Genomic DNA, 22,900 nt, shown 5'->3' on the forward strand with positions numbered 1-22,900 from the left:
TATAGTCCCCAAGCCCGTCCGGACCGTTAACGGCCAGATGACCGAAGATAGCGGCACATTCAAGACATATCAGGCCTGCTTGCGCCGGATTTGCCGATTTGTGATCCGCAAAACTACCGTTGCCCCGTTGCATCACGGGGTGGAAATCGCCTCGCTCCGTCAGTTGCCGGAGTCTTCGGCCCGAATTTTTGGGAACGCAGGAGGGGCGTTGCGATATGGTCGAATCAGCCTGATTCGCCACCGCTTCGAGCTCCGATCACCGCGTGGCGAACGCGGCAATCAGTAACGTCACCGCGTTCAGATGGCTCATGGGCCCTGGCCACCTCGCCGCCGGGGCGGAAATTCGTAACCCGTCCGATGCTTCCCGGCTTTCGCTTCCTGTTTGCCGCGATCCTGCTGTCAACCTCCATCCTGGTGTTCGGCCTAGGGGCCGCCGCGCTGCTGCGGGCGAGCCATGAGCAGTATGTCAGCAACCCCTCCTGGCGGAACGGCCCGAAGGAGCAGGTGTTTGCGCAAGCCCCCGAGCCGACCCAGCCGGTGCTCGCAGTGTTGCGGGCGGAGCCGATCGAGCCTGCGGTCGCCGAGCCGGAGCCGTCGCTGCGCGACCAGATGCCGACCATTGCGCTGCCGGTGAGCGAGCCGGAGCAGGTCGCCGCGGTGGCGAGCGAGGCCGAAGCTCAGCCCCCCGTCGTTGCTCCGCCGGCTGAGGTCCAGGCCGTCGAACCCGCCACGCCCGAACCAGCCGTGGAGGTCGCGGCAGCGCCCGCCGACACACTCACCCCTGCCGACACCACGGCCACGATCCCCGAAGCCAAGCCGGCCAGCGAGCCCGCGCCGGCCGACCTCGATGCCGCCCTCGCCTCCTCGGCGCTCGACGTCGCCTCCGCGAAGCTGGCCGCGCTGAACGATCCGGTGGCGACGTCGGTGAATGACACGGCCGCGAAAGCCAAGACCGACGTCAAGACTGACGTCATGACCGACAACAAGGCAACCAAGCCCAAGGCGAAGGCCAAGAAGCGGCAGCGCGTGGTGCGGCGTCCGCCGCCTCAGCGGTTGCAGCAACAGCTCGATCCGTTCGGTCAGCCGACCTTCGCGACGACGACCACGCGCACGCGGTGATGCACCTTCTTCGCCCCTCCCCGCTTGCGGGGAGAGGGAGCTCGCTGCGGTGACGAGGCTACGCCGGCCCGGTCGCGATCGGCGGGCCCTTCTCCTGGCCCCATTCCGACCATGAGCCGTCATAGAGCGCGGTGTCGGTGATCCCGAGGCGATAGAGCGCGAGCGTCAGCACGCCGGCCGACACGCCCGAGCCGCAGCTCGTCACGATCGGCGCCTCTAACTTGACGCCGGCGCCGGTGAAGGCGGCGCGGAGATCGTCGAGCGGCTTCATCGTGCCGGTCGCGGCATCGAACAGCAGATTGTAGGGCACGTTGCGGGCGCCTGGGATGTGTCCGGAGCGGATGCCCGGCCTCGGCTCCGGCGCGCGGCCTTCGAAACGGTCGGCGGCGCGCGCGTCGATCACCTGCTCGGCCCGGCTTTCGACGTTGGCGACGAGCTGCTGCATGCTGCGCACGCGCTTGGCATCGTAGCTCGCCTTGAAGCTCGCCGGCTTGGGTTTCACCTCGCCGCTTTCGACGGGGCGCCCCTCGGCACGCCATTTCTTCAGCCCGCCATTGAGGATGCGCACGTTGTTGTGGCCGAAGGCCAGGAACATCCACCAAGCGCGGGGAGCTGCGACCCAGCCGCCGGCATCGTAGAGCACGACGGTGTCGCTATTTCCGATGCCGAGATTGCCGATGTCGCGGCCGAACTGCTCGGCGCTCGGATACATGTGCGGCAGCGGGTTGGAATGGTCCGACACCGCATCGACGTCGAAGAAGGCCGCGCCCGGCAGATGCGCGGCGAGATAGTCGTCCTTCGGCAGCGGCAGCACGCCCGGCAGCTTGAAGCTGGCGTCGAGGATCTTGACGTTGGCGTCCTTGATGTGGGCGGCGAGCCATTCGGTGGAGACGAGGGGGTCGGTAGTCATCGGTGTTTCCTTGTGGTCATTCCGGGGCGCCCGGAGGGCGAGCCCGCAATCCATCGCGCGGCTGAGAAGGTGGATGAATGGATTCCGGGTTCGCGCTTCGCGCGCCCCGGAATGACGAAGAGAGAGTTACCCCTTCTTCTTCGGCACCCACTGTTCCGTCGGACCGCCGGCATCGCGCCAGGCGGCGTAGCCGCCGGCGATGTGAGCGACGGGCTTCAGGCCCATGTCCTGCGCGGTCTTGGCGGCGAGCGCGGAGCGGAGGCCCCCGGCGCAGTGGAAGACGAACTTCTTGTCCTCCTGGAAGATCGGCTTGGCATAGGGGCTCTGCGGGTCGATCCAGAATTCGAGCATGCCGCGGGTGCAGGCGAACGCGCCCGGGATGCGGCCGTCGCGCTCGATCTCGCGGGGATCGCGGATGTCGACGATGACGACGTCGCCGTTCTTGGAGATCTCGATGGCGTCCCTGGCGTTGAGCGTCTCGATTTCGGCATTGGCCTCGTCGATCAGCGCCTTGATGCCGCGGGTGATGGTCTGGGGCATGTGGTTCTCCCTCTTGTCTTGCTCGTCGTTCCGGGGCGATGCGAAGCATCGAACCTGAAACCTCGATCGTCGTACACCATCTCGAGATTCCGGATCGGCCGCTTTGCGGCCGTCCGGAATGACGGCTACAGCGCTAGTGCGTCAACTCCTTCATCGCGCCCTCGAGTCCCTCGATCGTGATCGGGTACATCCGGTTGGCGAAGATGCGCTTGATGATGGTGGTCGATTCCGAATAGTCCCAATGCTTCTGCTGCACCGGGTTCAGCCACACCGCGTGCGGATAGGTGCGGATGATGCGATCGAGCCAGACCGAGCCCGGCTCCTCGTTGACGTGCTCGACCGAGCCGCCGGGCACCATGATCTCGTAGGGCGACATCGAGGCGTCGCCGACGAACACGACCTTGTAGTCGTGCGGGTATTTGTGCAGCACATCCCAGGTCGGCGTGCGATCGGTGAAGCGGCGCTTGTTCTGCTTCCACACACCCTCATAGAGGCAGTTGTGGAAGTAGAAATACTCCATGTGCTTGAACTCGCTCTTCGCCGCCGAGAACAGCTCCTCGACCTGCTCGATATGCGCGTCCATCGAGCCACCGATGTCGAAGAACACCAGAAGCTTCACCGCATTTCGCCGCTCAGGCCGCATGTGCACGTCGAGATAGCCGTGATTGGCGGTCTCGCGGATCGTGGTGTCGAGGTCAAGCTCATCGGGCGCGCCAGTGCGCGCGAATTTGCGCAGGCGGCGCAGCGCCACCTTGATGTTGCGGATGCCGAGCTCGACATTGCCGTCGAGATCCTTGAACTCGCGCTTGTCCCACACCTTCACGGCGCGGTTGTTGCGGTTCTTCTCCTGGCCGATGCGCACGCCCTCGGGGTTGTAACCGTGGGCGCCGAATGGCGAGGTGCCGGCGGTGCCGATCCACTTCGAGCCGCCCTGGTGCCGTCCCTTCTGCTCCTCGAGGCGCTTCTTGAGCGTCTCCATGAGCTTGTCCCAGCCCATGGCCTCGATCTGCTTCTTCTCTTCTTCCGTCAGGTACTTTTCGGCGAGCTTCTTCAGCCACTCCTCGGGGATCTCCGCCTTGTCCATGGCTTCGAGCAGGCTTTCCAGCCCCTTGAACACCGTGCCGAAGACGCGATCGAACTTGTCGAGATTGCGCTCGTCCTTCACCAGCGAGGCGCGGGACAGATAATAGAAATTCTCGACCGTGTAGTCCGCAAGGTCGGCGTCGAGCGCCTCCATCAGCGTGAGGTATTCGCGCAGCGTCACGGGGACCTGCGCGTCGCGCAGAGAGGTGAAGAATTGCAGGAACATAGGTGACAGATTGCCCGTCGGGTGGCTGACGTCAAGGGGCGGAAGCCCCCGCTCCGCACTGGACCGAGAGGCATTTTGCTCTAGAATTGATGCCATACGGGGTTGTTTTGGGGACGTTTGCAATGGGAATTCTCGCAGCGCTCATCATCGGCGCCATCGCAGGCTGGCTTGCGGGCAAGATTGTTCACGGGGCGGGATTTGGGCTGGTCGGCAACATCGTCGTCGGCATCATCGGTGCGCTGGTTGCGAGCTGGATCCTGCCTCAGCTGCACATCCAGCTGGCAACGGGCACGATCGGCGCCATCGTCGATGCCACGATCGGCGCGGTGATTGTGCTCGTCATCCTTTCGCTGATAAAACGGGTCTGAAAGCCTGACCGAACCAGGAACGGCCGCCATGCGCGGCCGTTCCCTTGTCGCGACCGGAGCTTGCGCTCCGCGCCGACGATCACCTAAGGACACGCAATGAAATTTACCGGCACCAAGGACTATGTTGCGACCGACGATCTCAAGGTTGCCGTCAACGCCTCGATCGTGTTGGAGCGCCCGCTGCTCATCAAGGGCGAGCCCGGCACCGGCAAGACGGTGCTGGCGGAGGAAGTGGCGAAGGCGCTGAACGCGCCGCTTCTGACCTGGCACATCAAGTCCACCACCAAGGCGCAGCAGGGCCTCTACGAATACGACGCGGTCTCGCGCCTCCGCGATAGCCAGCTCGGCGACGCCCGCGTGTCCGACATCAGGAACTACATCAAGCGCGGCAAGCTGTGGGAAGCCTTCACGGCCGAGCAGCGCCCGGTGCTCTTGATCGACGAGATCGACAAGGCCGACATCGAATTCCCGAACGACCTCCTGCTCGAGCTCGACCGCATGGAATTCCACGTCTACGAAACCGGCGAGACGATCAAGGCGAAGCAGCGCCCGATCATGATGATCACGTCCAACAACGAGAAGGAGCTGCCGGACGCCTTCCTGCGCCGCTGCTTCTTCCACTACATCAAGTTTCCCGATGCCGACACCATGCATCGCATCGTCGACGTCCACTTCCCCGGCATCAAGAAGCGCCTGGTGGAAGAGGCGCTGCGCATCTTCTTCGAGGTGCGCGAGGTGCCCGGCCTGAAGAAGAAGCCGTCCACGTCGGAGCTCCTGGACTGGCTCAAGCTGCTGCTCAACGAGGACATGAGCGCCGAGCAGCTTAGGGAACGCGACCCGCGCAAGCTGATCCCGCCGCTGCATGGCGCGCTGCTCAAGAACGAGCAGGACGTGCATTTATTCGAGCGGCTGGCGTTTTTGAGCCGACGGGAAGTGTAGGGCTCTCGTGTCCCGGACGCGCTGCAGTGTGAAACGCTGCTGCGCAGAGCCGGGGCCCGAGAGCAAGATGCGACGCACCGCTCTCTCCACGTCATTGCGAGGAGCGTAGCGACAAAGCAATCCAGAATCCCTCCGCGGAAAGACTCTGGATTGCTTCGCTGCGCTCGCAATGACGGAGTTTGAGGCGACAGCCTCGCTCTTCCAATTCGCATTTTGCAGACACACTCTCGCATCCTCGCGGCGCATTTCGCCCGAGCTTTGCTTCATTCCATTGCCCCCGAGGAAAGAGGGCGCAGGGAAGGCCGGGTGCCGGCTGGCACCCGCGGTCTGCTGCGCGAATGTAGCGCAGAAAAACCGCACAACAGCATACAGGTGAAGCCCAACACACGGCCTTCCCTGCGCGATGGTCGGACGGCTTATGCCGTGCTCTCCCGGGAGCCGAATTCCCTCAGGCCTCCCTCACTCTCACGGAATTCGCCGGCACCGCGCCGGTTGACGCCAGTGCCGCATCCGCAAGAGCTTGACCGTAGCAACGACGGCCAGGACCACACGGTTTTGCCGTACGCTTTCAGCGCCGTCCGTCCGCACGAAGCCTGAGGGCTCACGGAGAGCAATCCGCCCTGCCCGGACATCTCGCGCCCGACGCTGCCGCGTCCACCGCAACCCGGCCCGCGTTTCGAACGACTCGCGAACCGCCCCTCTTCGTCGGGCCGGGCTGCTTTGATCTATGCCGCAATTCCGAATTTCGGTAAAGTGGAATATTTTTGCGAGAGGGGATTGACGAGGGCGACACAGCAGATCTCGTAGGGTGGTTAGCCGGAGGCGTAACCCACCACTTTTATCGCGGCACGAGAAGAGGTGGGTTACGCTTCGCTAACTCACCTTACACAGCTGAATCTACGCCACCGCCGCGTCCGGTATCCGCACGGATTCCATCGGCGCCTTGCCGCGGATCAGGTCCGAGGCACGGTCGGCGATCATCATGGTGGAAGCATTGAGGTTCGCCGAGACCATGCGTGGCATCACCGAGGCGTCGATGACGCGGAGACCCTCCAACCCGTGGACGCGGAGCTGGTCGTCGACGACGGCCCAGCTCGAATTCGCCGGGCCCATGCGGCAGGTGCAGCCGGGGTGGAAGGTGGTGGTGCCGCGCTCGGTGGCGGCGTGGAGGAATTCGTCGTCGGTGTTGACGTTGGGACCGGGGAAATCCTCGTAGGCGTAATAGGGCGACAGCGGCGCGGACTTCAACAGATTGCGCGCGAGCTTCATGCCGCCGACGATGACACGGCGGTCGAGCTCGGCATCGAGATAGTTGGTCTGGATGATCGGCGGCGCGAACGGATCATTGGAGCGGATGTGGACATATCCGCGGCTCTCGGGACGCTGCTGCCAGGAGGCGACGGTCATTCCGGGCTCATCCTCGAGCTGGCCCTGCACGCCTTCCTTGTAGCTCGCCGGCGTGAAGGTGAGCTGGAGGTCGGACGAGTCGGCGCTCTCGCCGGAATGCCAGAAGCAATAGACCATCGTCGGCGACAGCGAGAGCAGGCCGCGGCGCGCGGTCGCCCATTTCAGCGCCTCGATCCACAGCGAGAGGCCGCGGCGAAGCTCGTTGATGGTCTTGATGTCCTTGACGCGGGCCACCGTGCGCGGCGCGTAGTGGTCCTGAAGGCCTTCGCCGACCGGGAGGGCGTGACGCACCGCGATGCCGTGCTGCTGCAACAGATCGGGCGAGCCGACGCCGGAGAGCTGCAGGAGCTGCGGCGAATTATAAGTGCCGCCGGACAGGATCACTTCCTTGTTGGCGCGCACCTCGACAGGACGACCGCCGCGGCCGCCCTTCATGCAGCGCACGCCGACGGCGCGCTTGCCCTCGAAGATGATCTCGGTGGCGTGCGCATGGGTGTGGACATGCACGTTGGGCCGCTTCATCGCGGGCTTGAGGAACGCGGTGGAGCCGGAGACGCGCAGGCCCTTGTCGATGGTGCGCTGGCAGTAGGAGACGCCTTCCTGGGTCTTGCCGTTGTAGTCCGGGTTGCGGGGAATGCCGAGCGAGACCGCGCCTTCCATGAAGGCTTCGCAGAGCGGATCGCGCCAGTCCATGGTGGTGACGATGAGGTTGCCGTCACGGCCGCGGAAAGTGTTGTCGCCCTCGCCGACCCGCTTCTCCAGGCGCTTGAAGTAAGGCAGCACGTCGGCATAGCCCCAGCCGCGGTTGCCCATCTGCGCCCAGGTGTCGAAATCCATGCGCTGGCCGCGGTTGTAGATGTGACCGTTGATCGAGGACGAGCCGCCGAGCGTCTTGCCGCGCGGAGCGTATATGCTGCGCCCGCCGGTCCAGGGCCCGACCTCCTGCTGGTAGGCCCAGTTGATGCTCTTCATATGGAAGGTCTTGATGAAGCCCGCCGGCAGATGGATGTAAGGGTGCCAGTCGGACGGACCCGCTTCGAGCACGCAGACGCTGGTGTTGGGATCTTCGCTGAGCCTGGAGGTGAGGATGCACCCGGCAGAGCCCGCGCCGATGATCACATAATCGAATCTGTCCATGGTGCCTCGGCCGCCCCTAGCGCGGCTTGTCGTTGAGTTGATATTCGAGATGCGCCTTCACGGTCGGCCATTCGGCGGCGGTGATGCTGTACACGACCGTGTCGCGCAGCGTTCCGTTCGGCGCGACCTGGTGGCTGCGCAGGATGCCATCCTGCTTGGCACCCAGACGCTCGATGGCGTTGCGGCTCTGAAGGTTGAAGAAGTGCGTGCGGAATTCGACCGCAATGCAGTTCAGCGTCCCGAAGGCGTGGGTCAGCAGCAGCAGCTTGCACTGGGTATTGAGCGGCCCGCGCTGCGCGCTCTTGCCGTACCAGGTCGAACCGATCTCGACGCGACGGTTGGCGGCATCGATGTTCATGTAGGTGGTCTGGCCGACGATCCTGCCGCCGGCGTCAAACACGGTGAACGGCAGCATCGAGCCCGCGGCCTGCAGGCCGAGGCGGCGGTCTATCTCCTTGGCGACGTTCTCCGGCGTCGGGATCAGGGTGTACCAGATCTTGTAGAGATCACCGTCCTTGACGGCCTCCACCAGCCCCTCGCGGTGCTCCTTCGACAGCGGCTCGAGACGGGCGTGCTGTCCCCGCAGGGTGATGGGATCGGGCCAGGGCATTTGAAGTCTCTCCTACGTCATTGCGAGGAGCGAAGCGACGAAGCAATCCAGACCATCTCCGCGGAGGCATTCCTGGATTGCTTCGCTTCGCTCGCAATGACGGTAATTAGCACCGTTTATTTGTTTAGGAAATTGAGGGGCAAACCGCCGCGGGGCCAGTCCATGGCGATCAGCTCGCCTTTGCCCGACAGCGTGATATAGGCGGTCTTCAGCTCGGGGCCGCCGAAGGCGATGTTGGTGGTGACGCGATCGCCGGTCGGCACCTGCTCCACCAGCGTACCGTCGGGCGCGATCACCGAGATGCAGCCTGAGACGAGGGTGGCGACACAGACATTGCCGTTCGCCTCCACCGCGAGCGAATCGAACATCTGGTAGCCGCCGAGGCCGCAGATCGGCTTGCCCCGCTCGCCGCGATAGATCACCTCGCGCGGCTTCAGCGTGCCGGGCGCGGAGAGCTCGTAGGCCCAAAGCCGGCCTGTCGGCGTCTCCGCGATATAGACGGTGTTCTCGTCCGGCGAGAGCCCGATGCCGTTGGCCGGCAGCACGCCGTGCAGGACCTCGACGATCTCCGTCATGCCGGGCTTGAGATAGTACATGCCGCCGACGTCCATTTCGCGCGCGCGGCGTTTGCCGAGCTCGGAGAACCACAGGCCGCCGTGCTTGTCGAAGACGAGATCGTTCGGCCCGCGCAGATCGTGCGCGCCGCTTTTGCTCACGACGGTCTCGACCTTGCCGGATTGCAAATCGACGCGCTGGATCGAGCCGCCGCGATAATCGTCCGGTTGCGGACCCGGCATGATCATCTTGCCGGCCGGAAGCCAGGAGAAGCCGCCATTGTTGCAGATGTACATCTTGCCGTCCGGCCCGAGGGCGGCGCCGTTGGGTCCTCCCGGTACCTTCGCGACGATCTCCTTGCGGCCGTCAGGATAAACACGCGTCAGGCGCTGGCCGCGGATTTCCACCAGCACGACGGAGCCGTCCGGCATCACGACCGGCCCTTCGGGAAATTCGAGGTCGGTGGCGAGAACGCGGATATTGGACATGTGGGACCCTCCCGGCTGCTTGTTATGACTTGCACGGGATGTCCGGCGCGGGCCCCGCAGGCAAGATTTGCCTGCGGTTATGACAAAGTCACCGGGGCTTGCCAAGCAAGCGGGATGGTATGCCAGCGTTGCGCTGCAGAGCGCGATGAGGGTCATCGCGCTCTGCGTCATCGTTTGAGCATGATCCTTTCGGAAAACCGCTGCACACTTTTCGCGAACGCGGCCCTTCGGGTCCGGATCATGCTACTGCCTCACCGGCAGCCAGATCTCGAAGCCGCCATTGCCGGTTGCAGGATCGAACGTCACATCGTAGCGCTCGAAGTTCGGCGCGTCCGCGGCCTTGAAGCCGGATGCCGGCAGCCACTGATTCCAGATCGTGTTCACGGTGCGTCGGATCGACGCGATGTGATCCTTGTGCGTGAAGACGGCATAGTGCTGCTCGGGAATGCGGATGCGACTGAAGCGGCGCGGCAGGTCGGAGAAATCGGTGACTTCGGCTCCGGCGATGTAGTCGAAATTGCCGGCATCGTCGCCGTTGCAGCAGATCCCGTAGGCGACGTTGCCGACGCGCGCGGGAACGTCGGCGATCTCCCGATGGAAGCGTTGCCACAGACCTGGGATCATCGCGCCGTTGTCACAGGAGATGCGCTCGCCGGGACCGGCGACGAGGAAGGCCTTCGCCATTTCGAAACGCGGCGGTGGAAGGTGGTCGAGCATGGTGGAGTCCATGAGGATCGGCTCCTGAAGCTTGAGGTGGCTTACGCACGTTGCCGCCCTCACCGCTTCGGGCGTGGTGCCGAAATGGTCGCGGAACGCGCGGGTGAAGGCTTCGTGCGAGCCGTAGTCGGCCTCCAGCGCCAGCGACAGGATGTCGGGTGCGCCCTTTGCCAGGCTGCGCGCCGCCTCCGTCAGCCGTCGCGCGCGCACGTAACGCATCACGGGAAGACCGGTGGCGGCAGCAAACGCGCGCACAATATGGAACCGCGACACGCCGGATATCTCCGCGATCTCGTCGAGCGTCATCGGCTCGGCCAGATGGCTCTCGATATACCAGAGCGCGCGTTGGGCTGGATTCACGGCCATCGTCCCTATTTCGAAGCACGGCAAGGATACGCCGGCCATCCCCCTTCGCTTGACCGGCGTTGCTGTCCTCGCGCGAGGATAGTCCCGGAATGGCCACTGGCAACCTCCTCGCGTTCGCGGCTACACTGCCGGGAGCTTATGAACCGCTCACAAGAAAGCACGGGGGGAACCGCGTCATGGAAATCACCGATGTGCGGGCGCACCATATCCGCATCCCCTATGACGCCGGCGTCGCCAGCTTTCGCCAGGGCGCATCCGCGATCTCTGCGCTCGACATGGTGCTGGTCGAGGTCACGACCGATGCCGGTCTGACCGGCTGGGGCGATGCCTTCGCCTATGTCTGCCCCCGCACCGCGCACAGCGCGGTCGAGGAGATGATCGCGCCACAGGCGCGTGGGCTGAAGGTGCCTGATGCGGCCGGAATCCCGGGAGTGATGGAGCAGATCCAGCGCAATCTGCATCTGTTCGGCCGCTACGGCGTCACCATGTTCGCGATCTCCGCACTCGACATCGCATTGTGGGACCTTGCCGCGAAGATCGAGGGCGTCCCGTTGCACCGCCTGCTCGGCGAGACCAGGCGCACGGCCATTCCGGCCTATGCAAGCCTGCTGCGGATCGGCTCGCCCGACAACATCGCGAGCGAATGCAGGAAGGCGCTCGCGCTCGGCTATGGCGCGATCAAGCTGCACGAGACCACGGCACCGGCCGTGTTTGCCGCGCGCGAGGCGATCGGCCCCAGCATTCCGCTGATGGTCGACATGAACTGTCCGCTGACGGCGGGGCAGGCGATCGCCTTCGCGCAGACATGTGCGGATGCGCAGCCGATGTTCCTGGAGGAGCCGGTGTGGCCGCCGGAAGATTTTGCCGCGCTCGCCGACGTCCGCAGCAAGGGCGGGCTCGGCATTGCCGCCGGCGAGAACGCATGCACGGAGTATCAATTCCGCCAGATGATGGAAGCGGGTGCGGTCAGCCACGCCCAACCCTCGGTCACCAAGGTCGGCGGCATCACGGAGTTCTTGAAGGTCGCTGCGCTGGCGGACCGGCTCGGCGTCAAGGTCGTGCCGCACTCGCCCTATTTCGGTCCGGGCCTGCTGGCGACGCTGCACTTGCTTGCGACACGCGAGGATGGACTCGTCGAGATGTTCTATCTCAAGCGCGAGGCCTGCCTCTGGGGCGGCCGCGCCGATGTCGATGCGACCGGCCATGTCGCAGTGCCCACAGATCCCGGACTAGGCTACGAGCCCGATCGCGGCGTGATGGAGCGATATGGCGTCGCGTGATCGCGGCGCCTATTTCGAATCCTTCGCTGCCGGCGCGTCCTGCTTCTTCTTCGGATCCTCCGCCGTCTTCGCTTGCGTGGCCTGGAGGTCGGCGAGCGTCTTCTGCAAGCCGGCCACCGTCGTCTTCAAGGCGTCGATCTGGCGATTGGCCGCATCCAGCTTCTGCTGCTGATCGAGCGTGAGCTTGGTGATGGTCTTCTGGAGGAAATCGACATTGGACTGGAGACAGCTCGTGCGCCGCTCCATGGTCTTCTCGACGGTGCAAATCTCGATGCCGGGCACGTCCTGCGCGTGCGCCGGCACGGTCGCCAGCGTGGCGGGCAGCAACATCGCGAAACAAACGCCGGCGCTTCGAAACAGCATGCAGGTTCCTCGTCAAATGGATCACGGCAATGTGCGCTGTTTAAGCGCAGTCGCGTGAGGCTACCACACTCGTACCGCATTCTCGCGTTGAGCTTGCACCTGTTCCCTCGGACGGGGAACGATGATCGGCACACGGAAAGAAGTGGGCGCTCTTTCCGCGGCTTTGTTTAGGGGAGATTTTTGGAATGGCAACGCGCGATAGACGTCTGGCGGAATTCGATGGCGCCGGCGAGCCACCACCGGGCCTTGCGGTCGAAGTGCTGTGCGAAGACCACAGCGGCACGTACCAGCTGCCGTTCGCCTGCCGTTATGTGGAGGGCCGCTGGCGGAACCACGAGGCCGGCATCGCGGTCGAAGCAACCGTCATCGGCTGGCGCATGCCGCGCGTGAAGCATTCGGGCGTGGCCTGAGCCTCTGCGGCTGTTTCAAAACGCGACGGGGCCGCGCTCCATCTTAACCTTCGGAACGCGGCCCGAACGAATCACGTCCGAATCGGCCGTACGGCGTCGTACGCAGCTGTTCACGACTAGATGTCGCTGGCTCGGCGCCCGAGCGCACAATATCTGCGCAGCGCAGGATCGGATCTGGGCCGGAGATGGGCGGCAAAAGTTAACAGCATCAAAGACATGGGCGGGGCTCGCTTTGCGCTTGCCCGATGACAGTCCCCAGCCGCCGAAACGAGCAGGATGGCGCGAGCTGCCTAATATTCGACCTCGAGCTCCTCGATCTCGGCCGGCTCTTCCCGGGCCGCCGCGATCCATTCCTGCATCTCGGGCATGGCCATGATGGTGTCGGCGTAAGCCTTCAGCGGCGGCGCGAGCTTGACGTCATAGGTGACGAAGCGCGTCACCACGGGAGCGTACATCGCGTCCGCCATGGTGCGCTTGTCGCCGAACAGGAAGGGGCCGCCCGATTTCTCCAGGCAATCGCGCCAGATGAACAAGACGCGGTCGATGTCGGCCTGCGCGCGCGACCAGATCTTGAAGCCCGGGAAGTGACCCTTCAGGTTGACCGGCAGCGAGGCCCGCAGCGTCGTGAAGCCGGAATGGATTTCGCCCGAGATCGAGCGGCAATGCGCGCGCTGGATGCGGTCGGCCGGCAGGAGCCCGGCCTCCGGCATCGCCTCGTTGAGATATTCGGCGATCGCCAGCGTATCCCAGATCACGGCACCCTCGTGCCGCAGGCACGGCACCAGGATCGAGGACGACAGCAAAAGGATCTCGGCGCGCGCGGACGCGTCGTCAGGCGCGGTGACGATCTCCTCGAAATCGAGGCCGGAGAATTTTGTCAGCAGCCAGCCACGCAGCGACCAGGACGAGTAGTTCTTGCTGCTGATGGTCAGTGTCGCCTTCGCCATATCGCCCCTTCCCTCGCGCCTGAATTCCTGACGCCACCGTGCCGGTAGGCGCGGGCCCAAAGTTCATGCCCGTAGTCCACAGCAAGCGACATGCCAGTTCTCGGGGCGAATTGACTCGAATCTGGCGTCGTTATTGCATGAGGCTTGGGGTCAGGGTGGGCGTTTCAGTAATGATGTCGATGTACTATCAGGCCTTTCAGAACCACATGGATCTGACGGAGCCATGGCGGGCGGGGGCTTCGTCTGCCCTCAGATACCTCAACCTGGTGCCCCAGGGCATGTCGCATCAGGTGGTCGGCCGGCTCTCGGCCGCGCTGGAGCTGATCTCGCGCTCCACCCTCACCTATGACCGTCCGGCCTACGGCATCGACAGCGTGATGGTCGGCAACCGCGAAATCGCCGTCACCGAGGAGATCGCCTACGCAACACCGTTCGGCTCGCTGCTGCACTTTCGCAAGGACGGCGTGGGCGAGCAGCCGCGCATGCTGCTGGTGGCGCCGATGTCCGGCCATTTCGCGACGCTTCTGCGTGGCACCGTGCAGACGCTGCTCCAGGACCACGACGTCTACATCACCGACTGGCACAATCCACGCGACATTCCCCGCAGCGAAGGCCGCTTCGGGCTCGACGACTACACCGAGCATCTGATCGACTTCCTCGGACAGCTCGGCCCGCGCCCGCATATGGTCGCGATCTGCCAGCCGTCGGTGTCGGCGCTCGCGGCCGCCGCGATCATGTGCGAGGACAACCATCCCTCACGCCCGGCGACGCTGACGCTGATGGCGGGCCCGATCGACACGAGGATCCAGCCGACCAGGGTCAACGATTTCGCCAAGAGCAAGCCGATCGAATGGTTCGAGCGCAACTTGATCAACTACGTGCCGGTGCAATGCCGCGGCGCCTTGCGCAAGGTCTATCCGGGCTTCGTGCAGCTCACCGCCTTCGTCTCGATGAACCTGGAGCGGCACATCAAGCAGCATCTCGACCTCGCCAATCACATCGCCAAGGGCGAGAAGGACAAGGCCGCGACGATCAAGACCTTCTACGACGAATATTTCGCCGTGATGGACCTGCCGGCCGAGTTCTACATCGAGACCGTGCGCGACGTGTTCCAGGAGCACCTCTTGCCGCAGGGCCGACTGATGCATCGCGGCCGCCCCGTGAACACCAAAGCTGTCAGCCGCATGGGGCTGATGACCGTCGAGGGCGAGAAGGACGACATCTGCTCGATCGGCCAGACGCTCGCCGCGCAAGACCTCTGCACCGGCGTGCGCGCCTATCGCCGCGTCCACCACATGCAGGCCGGCGTCGGCCATTACGGCGTGTTCTCGGGCAAGCGCTGGAACAACGAGATCTATCCACTGCTGCGGGATTTCGTGCACGTCAATTCGTGATCGTCATTCCCTGACCAGCAAAGGGAGTCGCGGCCGAAAAGTCGCCGTCGACGTGGTACGCCCCGCGCCGACGGCGTTCTATCGTGTGAATTCAGTTGGCCTTGACCACCTGCGGCACCTTCCAGCTTCCATCGATGATCGAAGGCGGAGTGTCCTTCGGCCAGTACATCCGCAGCATCAGGACGAAGTCGCCCTTCGGCGCCGGCAGCCAGTTGGCTACTTTGTCCGCGCCCGGGGACTCGTTTTGGAAGTAGAGGGTCAGCGAGCCGTCGGCATTGAACTTCGGATTATCGCGCATGCTGACGGTGAACCTGTTCAGCGGATTGGGAACGAACCACCAGCCCTGATCGATCATGTACATGGTGAAGGACCAGAAGCCGTTGACGGGCGGTGTCTCGCCCTTCTGGAAGGTCAAGGTGTACTTGTTCGCACCACTCAGCTTCTGCCCGGCCGAATCCTTTTCGGTATTCGGGTAGACGGCGTCACGCTCCTGGTTAGCGGGCCAGCCGAAGGCCGCCACCACTGCTCGCTTCATGTAGTCGGAGGGGCCATAGGTACCGAGACCTTTCGTGATCGACCAGCCGTCGACCACGCCGCCCAGGTTCTCCTTGTTGGCCTCGATCTTTTTCAGAGCTGTCTGGGGAATGTCCTTCAGCGCTTGCTGCACGGCTGGATCAAGCTTGCTCATCTCGAACGGTTTGCCGGGCACGATGCCGAGCTTCGCCATGCTCGCGAGCATCGGCGCATCCGCCGCCGGCGCTGGCGCCGCCGCAGCCATCAGTTGGGCCATGAGATTGAAGTATCCCTCCGTCCCCATGCCGAGAATGACCGTCTGCGGCTTGTCGCTCATGCTGAAGCCGGGATTGGGATTCACCGGCGGCGCCACCGGACTGTATGGCTTGCCCCAGGCGGCCAGCGGCGTGATCTTGTATTGCGCCTGCAGTGCATTGACGGCCTTGTAGTCAGCTTCGGTACCATCGGCATAGGTGCGGCCGAGGATGACCATGTAGCGTGTCGCCATCGGGACGTGCTTCATGTCCGCCGGCACCTCCCCCTTCCAGCCCGGAGCAGTGAACAGGTAGTTGGCGGCCTTTCCGTTGGCTGTCCGCTTGCTCGGCGAGTGCTCGGAATCCGACATCCAGAGATCAGTGATCTCGAAGAGGTAGAAGCGGTCGCCCATATCGGGATGACTGAACACCTGCGGCTCGGCGAGATCGAGCCAGGCAACCGAATAGAGCGTGTCGGCATTGGGCGCGGAAACGCCGCGATAATCCGCCGGCGGATAACGGGGAACGTTGACGAATTGCCCGGTCGGGCTTGTGAAGCCCTCTACCTTCGGCACGTTGCTCATCTGCACCCGCGTAACTTCGGTTGTAACGAGTGAGTAGCCATAGACGTAGGCATCCTCTGCAATCTTTTGTGCTTCAGTCGGCGATATGGATTGCGCGTTTGCGGATGGGATCGCCGTAAAGCAAGCCAGGCCGATAGCAAGGACTAGACGTCGATAAATTGCGTGCATGAAGTCCACCTTTTTACTGGAGAAGCTCCGTTGCAGATAATGAGATGAGGCGTCGAAATAGATGCATCAAACAAGAACTCCACCGAGCAGATTCCATTGATTCAGATCAAAGAACGTCCGGTGCGGGACTTGGCCGTGTAAAAACGGCGACCGTTTCCGCGCAGCTGGTTGATGTCCGGAGGGCAAGGGCAGGCGCAAATTTCGTTGATTACGCGGCCCAGAGAAACGTCACGCGCCTACCGCTCCTGCTTGAGCAGCTCTTTCGCCTGCACGACTTCGGAAAGATCTCGCTCCACATCGAATTCGGCGAGCACGGGGGCGAGCACTTCAGATGCCGCACCCGCTCGACCATTCGTCTTGTGCAGGCGCGCTAGTCCAAGGGCGCTGCGCAGCGCGAACGTCTTCGTCTGCTGCCCTCGCGCGATCTCCAGGGATCGCGTGAGGGCATTCTCGGCGCCGGAATCATCCGGAGAGACCAGGCGCAACAAGAGTTCACCGCGGACGCGGTGCAATTCGGCATCAAGCCAATGCTGACCGGTCTGTCCGGTCCGGGCGATCAATTCGTTCAGGATGTCCAGTCCGGTTTCGACTTGGCCCACCTCTGCATTCGCCACGGCAACATGCATCCCCCAAAACGGCTCGCAGAGGTAGCAATCGTTCTCCTGCAGCAAGGTCCAGCCGTGACGCATGTCCGCCAGTCCGGCTATTCGATCGCCGGCACGCCACCTGGCCAGGCCATTCAAGTAGGTGCCCGCAGCCACGTACAGTGGCATCGTGTGGTCGCGCGCGAGACCAAGCGCCAGGATCGTCTCTGTCTGCTGCAGCATGCCCCCGCATACCCCGTCGAACACGGCGCGATGAACCAGCGCATTGGCTTGGGAAAGCACCCGCTTTTCGCCCGAGGCACCCACCGCTTCGGCGGCAAGCCTGCGCGCACGAGCAGTGATACCGAGCGGCCAGAGCACCAGAGCAAGGAATCTCATGATCACGAACGGCAGATCCAGCGTCGAAGCCCGGAATGCCGCGGGATCCGGCTCGGCACCGTAGATCGCCAGCGCCTGCTCAAGATGCGTCCTTGCGTTCAAATAGTCGCCCCCGAACCAGCAGGTGACGCCGCCCGTCCAATGGGCGACGACGGCGGCCACGGGTGAGTCCGATCGCCGGTCGGCGGCGCTCCTGATGGCATCCGCCAGCTCCCGCATCGGAGCGAGCTCGCCGTGCGTCAGGCAGGCGTTGAAGAGTCCGGAATGAACAGGCGCGAGTTCAACGGGATCATCGATGTCGGCTGCGAACTGGCGCGCCCGCGTCCATGCTGCGATCGTTTCGGGAGCGCTGTGCCCGCGGCTGCCTCTTAATGCACGGCCATACGAGATCTGAAGGTGCAGCCTGCTCGTCATCCGGCGGGGATCGTCAGGGAGTTCGTCAACCGTCGCAATGGCCTTGCCGAGATGGGCAACCGCCTCGGAATAGGCAGAGCGTTTCAGCGCCTGCTGACCCGCCTTGCGCCACCATTCGAGGGCGACCTCGCTCAGCCCCGCTTCGGTGAAGTGGTGCGCCAGAACTTCCGGCTCGGTCTCGGCGATGACGGGAAACCTCTCGCGCAGGACCTCGCCAATTCGCGTGTGAAGCAGCTGCCGTTTGCTCTTGAGCAGACTCTCGTAGGCCGCTTCCTGAACAAGGGCGTGCCTGAAACTGTAGTTTGCCTCGGGCGGAGCTCCGCGGCGAAGCAGCAGTTCGGCCTCTTCGAGTTGCGCTAGCGCAGCGCTCAGCGTCAGATCATCGCGTCCCGCCACGTATTTCAGCAGTGCATATGAGAAGTCGCGGCCGATGGCGGCGCCTATCTGCGCCACCTCCTTGACGGGAGCGAGCCGGTCGAGCCGCGCCATCAGCGAATCCTGCAGCGTGGCGGGAATAGCAAGCGGCGGAAGCGGACTAGTCAGGCGATAGCGTCCGGCATCTTCGACGAGCAGGCCGGACTCCAGCACCATCTTGGTCAATTCCTCGACGAATAGCGGGACGCCATCCGTCTTGTCGATGATCTGCTGCATCATCTCGCGCGGCAGCTGGCGACCGACCGCCACCTGTTCGACCAGCGCGCGCGTGTCCTGCCGATCGAGCCGGTCGAGCCGCAACAGGCTGACATTCGCAAGGCCCGACCAAGACGGCTCGAACTCTGGCCGGGAGGTCGTAAGTACGAGTATCGGCAGTCCCCTGATCCGATCGACGGCGAGGTCGAACAGTTCAAGTGTTGTGGCATCGGCCCAATGCATGTCCTCGCAGATGATCAGCAAAGGTTGATTGCGCGCCAGCCCCTCGAGCTGATCGAGAAGGACAGCAAATGTCTGTCGACGCTGCTGCGCCGGGCTCAGAGCGAGCGGTGGACAGCGGTTTCCGGGTGGAATCGAAAGGAGAGCCGCAATGAGCTGGGTCGCTTGAGCGACCTGCTGTGTTCCGAGCGCCAGCATCGCCTCGAGCTTATCGAGCTTTTGCCCGGGCGTGTCGTGCGAGCGGATACCGGCGGCGCGTTCGAGCTGCGCGACAAACGGATGAAGCGCACTGTTGGTATGGTAAGGCGAACATTGATATCGCACCCGGCGGTGCGCCCCCAATGCGGGGCTTTCGGAGAGCGTTGCGACTATGCGCGACTTGCCGATGCCCGCTTCACCAGAAATCAGTACCATCCGGCCCTGGCCCTGCCATGCCTCCCGCTGGCGCGAGAGGATGAATTCGATCTCGCTCTTGCGGCCGACAAAGCCGATCGAGCGCGCGGCGCGGACTGCCTCGAAGCGGCTCTCGGATGCGGCCGCGCCTTCTACCGCCCAGACTGCGATGGGTTCTGCTATTCCCTTGACCTCCCGGCGACCGAGATTGCGAAGGGTGAAGAGATCGCCAAGCAGCCGGCGCGTCGACGAAGCAACGACCACGACACCCGGTTCCGCCAGGCTCTGGAGCCGAGCAGCGAGGTTTGGTGTATCGCCGATGGTTGCGTGCTCCTCCGACGCATCTCCGCTTATGAGGTCGCCGACCACCACAAGTCCGGTCGCGATTGCGATCCGCAGTTCGGCCCGTTCGCCGGCGCCTGTCTTGAGCTGGCGAATCGCGGCGATGGTATCAAGGCCCGCGCGCACCGCGCGTTCCGCATCGTCTTCGTGGGCACGGGGATAACCGAAATAGACGAGTATTCCGTCACCGACGAACCGAGCTATCCTGCCATCATAAGCCGTAACAACGCTCGCGCAGGCAGCACGGTACGCCCGGATCACCTCCCACATATCCTCGGGATCGAGACGCGCCGAGAGCGCGGTCGAGCCGACCAAATCGCAAAACATGACGGTGAGGTGGCGCCGCTCGGCGTCGTGAGGGGGAGCGGGCGATGCGATCAACGCGGCCGGATCGAGGTCGGCGATGGCACGCAGCATTTTGCGGCGGTGACCGAGCAGGACTCCGAGCTTGTCAAAGTCCTCGTCCATCAACTCGGGGAGGACGCCCACGTCGATCCCGTTTTGGGCAAAACGCTCGGCGTATTGTCCAAGCCCCAACTTCTCGAGCCACTCCGCGATCTGCATGGCTCCACCGATCTTGTGGCTAGCGGTTAGCAGAATGTTGGACCACGGCCGCGCGGAGACAATATCCCAACGTCACCACGATGGCACGTCTTGTCTGTTGTACGAAAACTTAGGTTACTAGGTACCGGCACGGTTCGTGCCAGGACACTGATCGATGCGAACGACTGCACCACCAAACATCGCAGACGCGCAGCGTTGGACGGCTGAGGTTGCGATGAGACTGTCACTGCTCACTCCAGACCCGAAGCCGAACCAGCACGGCGGCCTGTGCTCACGTACGTGCAAGCAGACGATTTTCCGTGAGCGTGCTTCCTTCATTGCTCGTTCGTGGGTGCATCTTGGCTGCGAGCCATCGTGCCCGCCGCAACTTGAAGCGAAGAACCCACCACCCAGCAGCCGGCAACAAAGCCTATCAGGCCGTTGGGCAGATTTTGATCAAGGACAAGGATGCTGACGGACAGAGTAGCCGCAATCGCCGCGCCGAACGTTCCGGCCGCACTCATGATCTCAGCCGGCTCGGAGCCGTTCCATTCTTCCGAAATGCTCGATGACGAATTCCGTGCGACTTTGCCGGACAAATCAATACCGACATAATAGCTCAGAGCTCCATAGACCATTGTTATCAGCACGATCCAGCCGCTTTCAAACAGCCCGCCTTTCTGACGCAGCAGGGTCGCACCCACATAGAGGCCGCAGGAGGCCCCAACGGCCGCCAGCCCAATTCTTTCAAGGATATGGGCCGACTTGATCAGACTGGAACGGGCGATCCGAACACTGCCGACGCGCCTTGCTAAGGAAAAGGTGTTGGAAATTGCGCTGCTTATCTTCATTGGGGGCTCCTTCTGAGTAAGTAGCAGCCGACCGGCCGCTCCCGAATAGAGCTGCCAGGACGCGTTTCTCGATGCCCTTGATTCCAATTTCTGAAAAAGCTGTGCTGAGTGATGGGACTGGCTTTGCTCGTCAGCAAGGCGAGGAGCCAATCCAAAGCTGCGAGCACGCGGCTGCGCAGGCATTGCATCTCACCCGCGTTCGTCAGTTAGATCCGGGTGCGGCAATTTCTTGCGGCAGTGGTAGTTCAGAAAGAAAGTGATCGAGTATGAAGCGGTTCACATACCGCTTTTTCCCGACACTGCATCCGGTCACGATTTCCGGAGGACGCGCGAAGCTCGCAGTCAGGCCGATCACTCCTCGCCTCACACCTGCACCACGTGGCCAGGCTATCCAGGATCTGCCCCCGGATGGTGACGCAGCGGCGGAAGAAGGTTTTCCGCGTCAACTCATCCTGCGCCGCAGCGTCGCCGAAGGCGTTTCACCAAATTTTGCGCGATAGGCACCGGCCATGCGGCCGAGATGGGTGAAGCCGAGATCGAATGCGATCTCCGTGATGGAGGCGTCGGGCGCGGCCTGCGCGAGGCGGGCATTCAGTCCGGCGAGGCGCATGTCGAGCAGCATCTGCGAGATCGACAGGCCAAAGTGACGGCGGAAGCCAAGTTGCAGCGCACGGATGCCGATGCCGGATGCGCAGGCGAGCTGAACGAGGTCGAGCGGCTCGTCGGCATTGTCGGCCAGGTAATCCCGCGCCGCGCGGAGCGCACGCGGCAGACGCTCGGCGCGGCCGGAGAACGTTTGAATTGCATCCGACAGGCCGTGGCGTTGGCCGTTGAGGAGGTGATCGAGCAAGACCTCGCGCCAATCGGCCATCGCGACCGGCGACAGCCGGCCGGAAGGTCCGAGCCGTTCGGCCAGCGTCATCAACCCGGCAAGGCTCGTCCGCAAGGCCCGCCCGGAGGGCGCATCCAGGTCGATCTCCGGATCGAACTCGACCACCCCGGCCGCCCTGCCCGACAGCGCCGCGGCGCGCTGCTCGACCATGCGGCGATCGAGCAGCAGGATCGCCTGTGCACAATCGCTCCACATCATCCGGGTGGGGATCGTCGGCGACAGCAGCGACGCGGTCCGGTCCGGCGCGACATCGAGCTCGCAGGCCCCCGCACGAATGCGGGCGGTGCCGGTGAGCGGGATCTGCACCAGGAAGAAGCGATCGAGACAGCCGGGATCGATGCTGACCGATCCGCCATAGGCGACGTAGTTGACGGAAAAACCGTCGAACGCCGCGCAATTGTGCCGGGCGGAAAAGCCGGCTGCGCGCGCCTGTGCCGGCTTCAGATCATGCGGGCAGAAGATGCGCCCGATCTGCTCGGCCGCATCGTCGACATCATCCGTGGTGACGCGGGCGAAGTCCGCAAGCCGTTCGGCTGCGGACGCGCTTGCGCTCATTTCCAGCTCGGCTGCGGACATCGTCGACCATGCTTCGCGCCCGGAATTGCTTTAAGCCTATAATAGTTCCGGGGGGCCGGAAAGGGCCGCAGCTGCAAAATCATCGTGCTGCAGGGCAACAGCGGGGTGCGGATTCGTTTAGCGGATAGACAGGCGGCCCGTTACGGGCCGATGCTCCATCCCCGCCGGAATCCAGAGGAGGCGAGCATGACTGCACTCGAAAAGGGCATTACCGCAAACGGCACGGGCTATGGCGGCAAGAGCTGGAACATCCTGGGCCAGGTCTATTTCCCCAAGGCCGTCACCGATTCCACCTTCGCGTTCGAGACTAACAGCGATCCCGGCCAGTTCGTGCCGGTGCATATCCACCCAACCCAGGACGAGTTCATCCTGGTGCAGGAGGGCACGCTCGATCTCAAGCTCGACGGCAAATGGGTCAAGGCCCATGCCGGCGATCTCGTGCGCATGCCGCGCGGCATTCCGCACGGCTATTTCAACAAGTCCGACAAGCCGTGCCGCGCGCTGTTCTGGGTCTCGCCGATGCAGAAGCTGGAGGCGCTGTTCAACCAGCTCCACAATCTGACCGACCCCGCCGAGGTCGTGCGCATCTCGGCGCTGCATGAGGTCGATTTCCTGCCGCCCGAGGCCAACGAGTAAGCGACCGTCTCCTCGTCCACCT

20 protein-coding genes are annotated in these 22,900 nt (G+C 63.6%); 7 read left to right on the forward strand and 13 right to left on the reverse strand.

Annotation, left to right across the window (positions count from 1 at the left end; genetic code table 11):
- The first annotated feature begins 357 nt into the window (after positions 1-357).
- Positions 358-1,119, forward strand: coding sequence for a hypothetical protein (locus HAP40_RS30850; RefSeq protein WP_166814153.1), 762 nt, complete (start codon positions 358-360; stop codon positions 1,117-1,119).
- A 58-nt stretch (positions 1,120-1,177) separates the two neighbouring features.
- On the opposite strand, the gene sseA is transcribed toward HAP40_RS30850, so the two are convergent.
- From sseA to HAP40_RS30865, 3 genes are all read right to left on the reverse strand, one after another.
- Positions 1,178-2,029 carry a 3-mercaptopyruvate sulfurtransferase gene (gene sseA / locus HAP40_RS30855; RefSeq protein ID WP_166814151.1) on the reverse strand — a complete coding sequence of 284 codons (852 nt, stop codon included), beginning with the start codon at positions 2,027-2,029 and terminating at the stop codon, positions 1,178-1,180.
- A gap of 126 nt (positions 2,030-2,155) precedes the next feature.
- A complete protein-coding gene (locus tag HAP40_RS30860; RefSeq protein WP_166814149.1) occupies positions 2,156-2,569 on the reverse strand; it encodes a rhodanese-like domain-containing protein in 414 nt (137 codons plus the stop codon).
- A gap of 133 nt (positions 2,570-2,702) precedes the next feature.
- The gene (locus HAP40_RS30865) at positions 2,703-3,878 is read right to left on the reverse strand and encodes a vWA domain-containing protein (protein WP_061879466.1); all 1,176 of its coding nucleotides are present in this window, start codon (positions 3,876-3,878) and stop codon (positions 2,703-2,705) included.
- Positions 3,879-4,000: 122 nt separating this feature from the next.
- On the opposite strand from HAP40_RS30865, the gene HAP40_RS30870 reads away from it, so the two are divergent.
- A complete protein-coding gene (locus HAP40_RS30870) occupies positions 4,001-4,246 on the forward strand; it encodes a GlsB/YeaQ/YmgE family stress response membrane protein (RefSeq protein WP_061849457.1) in 246 nt (81 codons plus the stop codon).
- 96 nt (positions 4,247-4,342) lie between these two features.
- On the forward strand, positions 4,343-5,185 hold the full coding sequence (locus HAP40_RS30875) for an AAA family ATPase (RefSeq protein ID WP_060735146.1): 843 nt from the start codon (positions 4,343-4,345) through the stop codon (positions 5,183-5,185).
- Between the two features lie 897 nt (positions 5,186-6,082).
- Here the strand turns inward: HAP40_RS30875 and HAP40_RS30880 are convergent.
- From HAP40_RS30880 to HAP40_RS30895, 4 genes are all read right to left on the reverse strand, one after another.
- Entirely contained in the window at positions 6,083-7,729 is a 1,647-nt protein-coding gene (locus HAP40_RS30880) for a GMC family oxidoreductase (protein WP_166814147.1), read from the reverse strand.
- A 16-nt stretch (positions 7,730-7,745) separates the two neighbouring features.
- Positions 7,746-8,339, reverse strand: coding sequence for a GNAT family N-acetyltransferase (locus HAP40_RS30885; RefSeq protein ID WP_166814145.1), 594 nt, complete (start codon positions 8,337-8,339; stop codon positions 7,746-7,748).
- Between the two features lie 116 nt (positions 8,340-8,455).
- Positions 8,456-9,382 carry an SMP-30/gluconolactonase/LRE family protein gene (locus HAP40_RS30890; protein WP_166814143.1) on the reverse strand — a complete coding sequence of 309 codons (927 nt, stop codon included), beginning with the start codon at positions 9,380-9,382 and terminating at the stop codon, positions 8,456-8,458.
- A gap of 243 nt (positions 9,383-9,625) precedes the next feature.
- Positions 9,626-10,459, reverse strand: coding sequence for an AraC family transcriptional regulator (locus HAP40_RS30895; RefSeq protein WP_166814141.1), 834 nt, complete (start codon positions 10,457-10,459; stop codon positions 9,626-9,628).
- Positions 10,460-10,641: 182 nt separating this feature from the next.
- On the opposite strand from HAP40_RS30895, the gene HAP40_RS30900 reads away from it, so the two are divergent.
- The gene (locus tag HAP40_RS30900; protein WP_166814139.1) at positions 10,642-11,745 is read left to right on the forward strand and encodes a mandelate racemase/muconate lactonizing enzyme family protein; all 1,104 of its coding nucleotides are present in this window, start codon (positions 10,642-10,644) and stop codon (positions 11,743-11,745) included.
- A 9-nt stretch (positions 11,746-11,754) separates the two neighbouring features.
- Here the strand turns inward: HAP40_RS30900 and HAP40_RS30905 are convergent, their stop codons facing one another.
- Positions 11,755-12,108, reverse strand: a complete 354-nt coding sequence (locus tag HAP40_RS30905; RefSeq protein ID WP_166814137.1) for a hypothetical protein — start codon at positions 12,106-12,108, stop codon at positions 11,755-11,757.
- A gap of 185 nt (positions 12,109-12,293) precedes the next feature.
- On the opposite strand from HAP40_RS30905, the gene HAP40_RS30910 reads away from it, so the two are divergent.
- On the forward strand, positions 12,294-12,518 hold the full coding sequence (locus tag HAP40_RS30910; protein WP_166814135.1) for a hypothetical protein: 225 nt from the start codon (positions 12,294-12,296) through the stop codon (positions 12,516-12,518).
- Between the two features lie 290 nt (positions 12,519-12,808).
- On the opposite strand, the gene HAP40_RS30915 is transcribed toward HAP40_RS30910, so the two are convergent.
- Positions 12,809-13,465: a glutathione S-transferase family protein gene (locus tag HAP40_RS30915; protein ID WP_166814133.1), complete on the reverse strand. Its 657-nt coding sequence runs from the start codon at positions 13,463-13,465 to the stop codon at positions 12,809-12,811.
- A gap of 170 nt (positions 13,466-13,635) precedes the next feature.
- On the opposite strand from HAP40_RS30915, the gene HAP40_RS30920 reads away from it, so the two are divergent.
- Positions 13,636-14,859 carry a polyhydroxyalkanoate depolymerase gene (locus HAP40_RS30920; RefSeq protein WP_208024921.1) on the forward strand — a complete coding sequence of 408 codons (1,224 nt, stop codon included), beginning with the start codon at positions 13,636-13,638 and terminating at the stop codon, positions 14,857-14,859.
- Between the two features lie 91 nt (positions 14,860-14,950).
- Here HAP40_RS30920 and HAP40_RS30925 read toward each other — a convergent pair whose 3' ends face one another.
- The 4 genes from HAP40_RS30925 to HAP40_RS30940 all read right to left on the reverse strand — a co-directional run bounded on the left by HAP40_RS30925 (position 14,951) and on the right by HAP40_RS30940 (position 22,242).
- Positions 14,951-16,378, reverse strand: a complete 1,428-nt coding sequence (locus HAP40_RS30925; RefSeq protein WP_166819272.1) for a DUF1254 domain-containing protein — start codon at positions 16,376-16,378, stop codon at positions 14,951-14,953.
- Between the two features lie 236 nt (positions 16,379-16,614).
- Complete coding sequence (locus HAP40_RS30930) at positions 16,615-19,944, reverse strand: adenylate/guanylate cyclase domain-containing protein (protein WP_166814131.1); 3,330 nt, start codon at positions 19,942-19,944, stop codon at positions 16,615-16,617.
- A 314-nt stretch (positions 19,945-20,258) separates the two neighbouring features.
- A complete protein-coding gene (locus tag HAP40_RS30935; RefSeq protein ID WP_166814129.1) occupies positions 20,259-20,774 on the reverse strand; it encodes a hypothetical protein in 516 nt (171 codons plus the stop codon).
- A gap of 442 nt (positions 20,775-21,216) precedes the next feature.
- Positions 21,217-22,242, reverse strand: a complete 1,026-nt coding sequence (locus HAP40_RS30940; protein ID WP_166814127.1) for an AraC family transcriptional regulator — start codon at positions 22,240-22,242, stop codon at positions 21,217-21,219.
- A 186-nt stretch (positions 22,243-22,428) separates the two neighbouring features.
- Between HAP40_RS30940 and HAP40_RS30945 the strand changes: the two genes are divergently transcribed.
- Positions 22,429-22,878, forward strand: a complete 450-nt coding sequence (locus HAP40_RS30945) for a cupin domain-containing protein (RefSeq protein ID WP_166814125.1) — start codon at positions 22,429-22,431, stop codon at positions 22,876-22,878.
- The last annotated feature ends 22 nt before the right edge of the window (positions 22,879-22,900 follow it).

Source organism: Bradyrhizobium sp. 1(2017), assembly GCF_011602485.2.
In the GTDB taxonomy this organism is placed as follows: Bacteria; Pseudomonadota; Alphaproteobacteria; order Rhizobiales; family Xanthobacteraceae; genus Bradyrhizobium.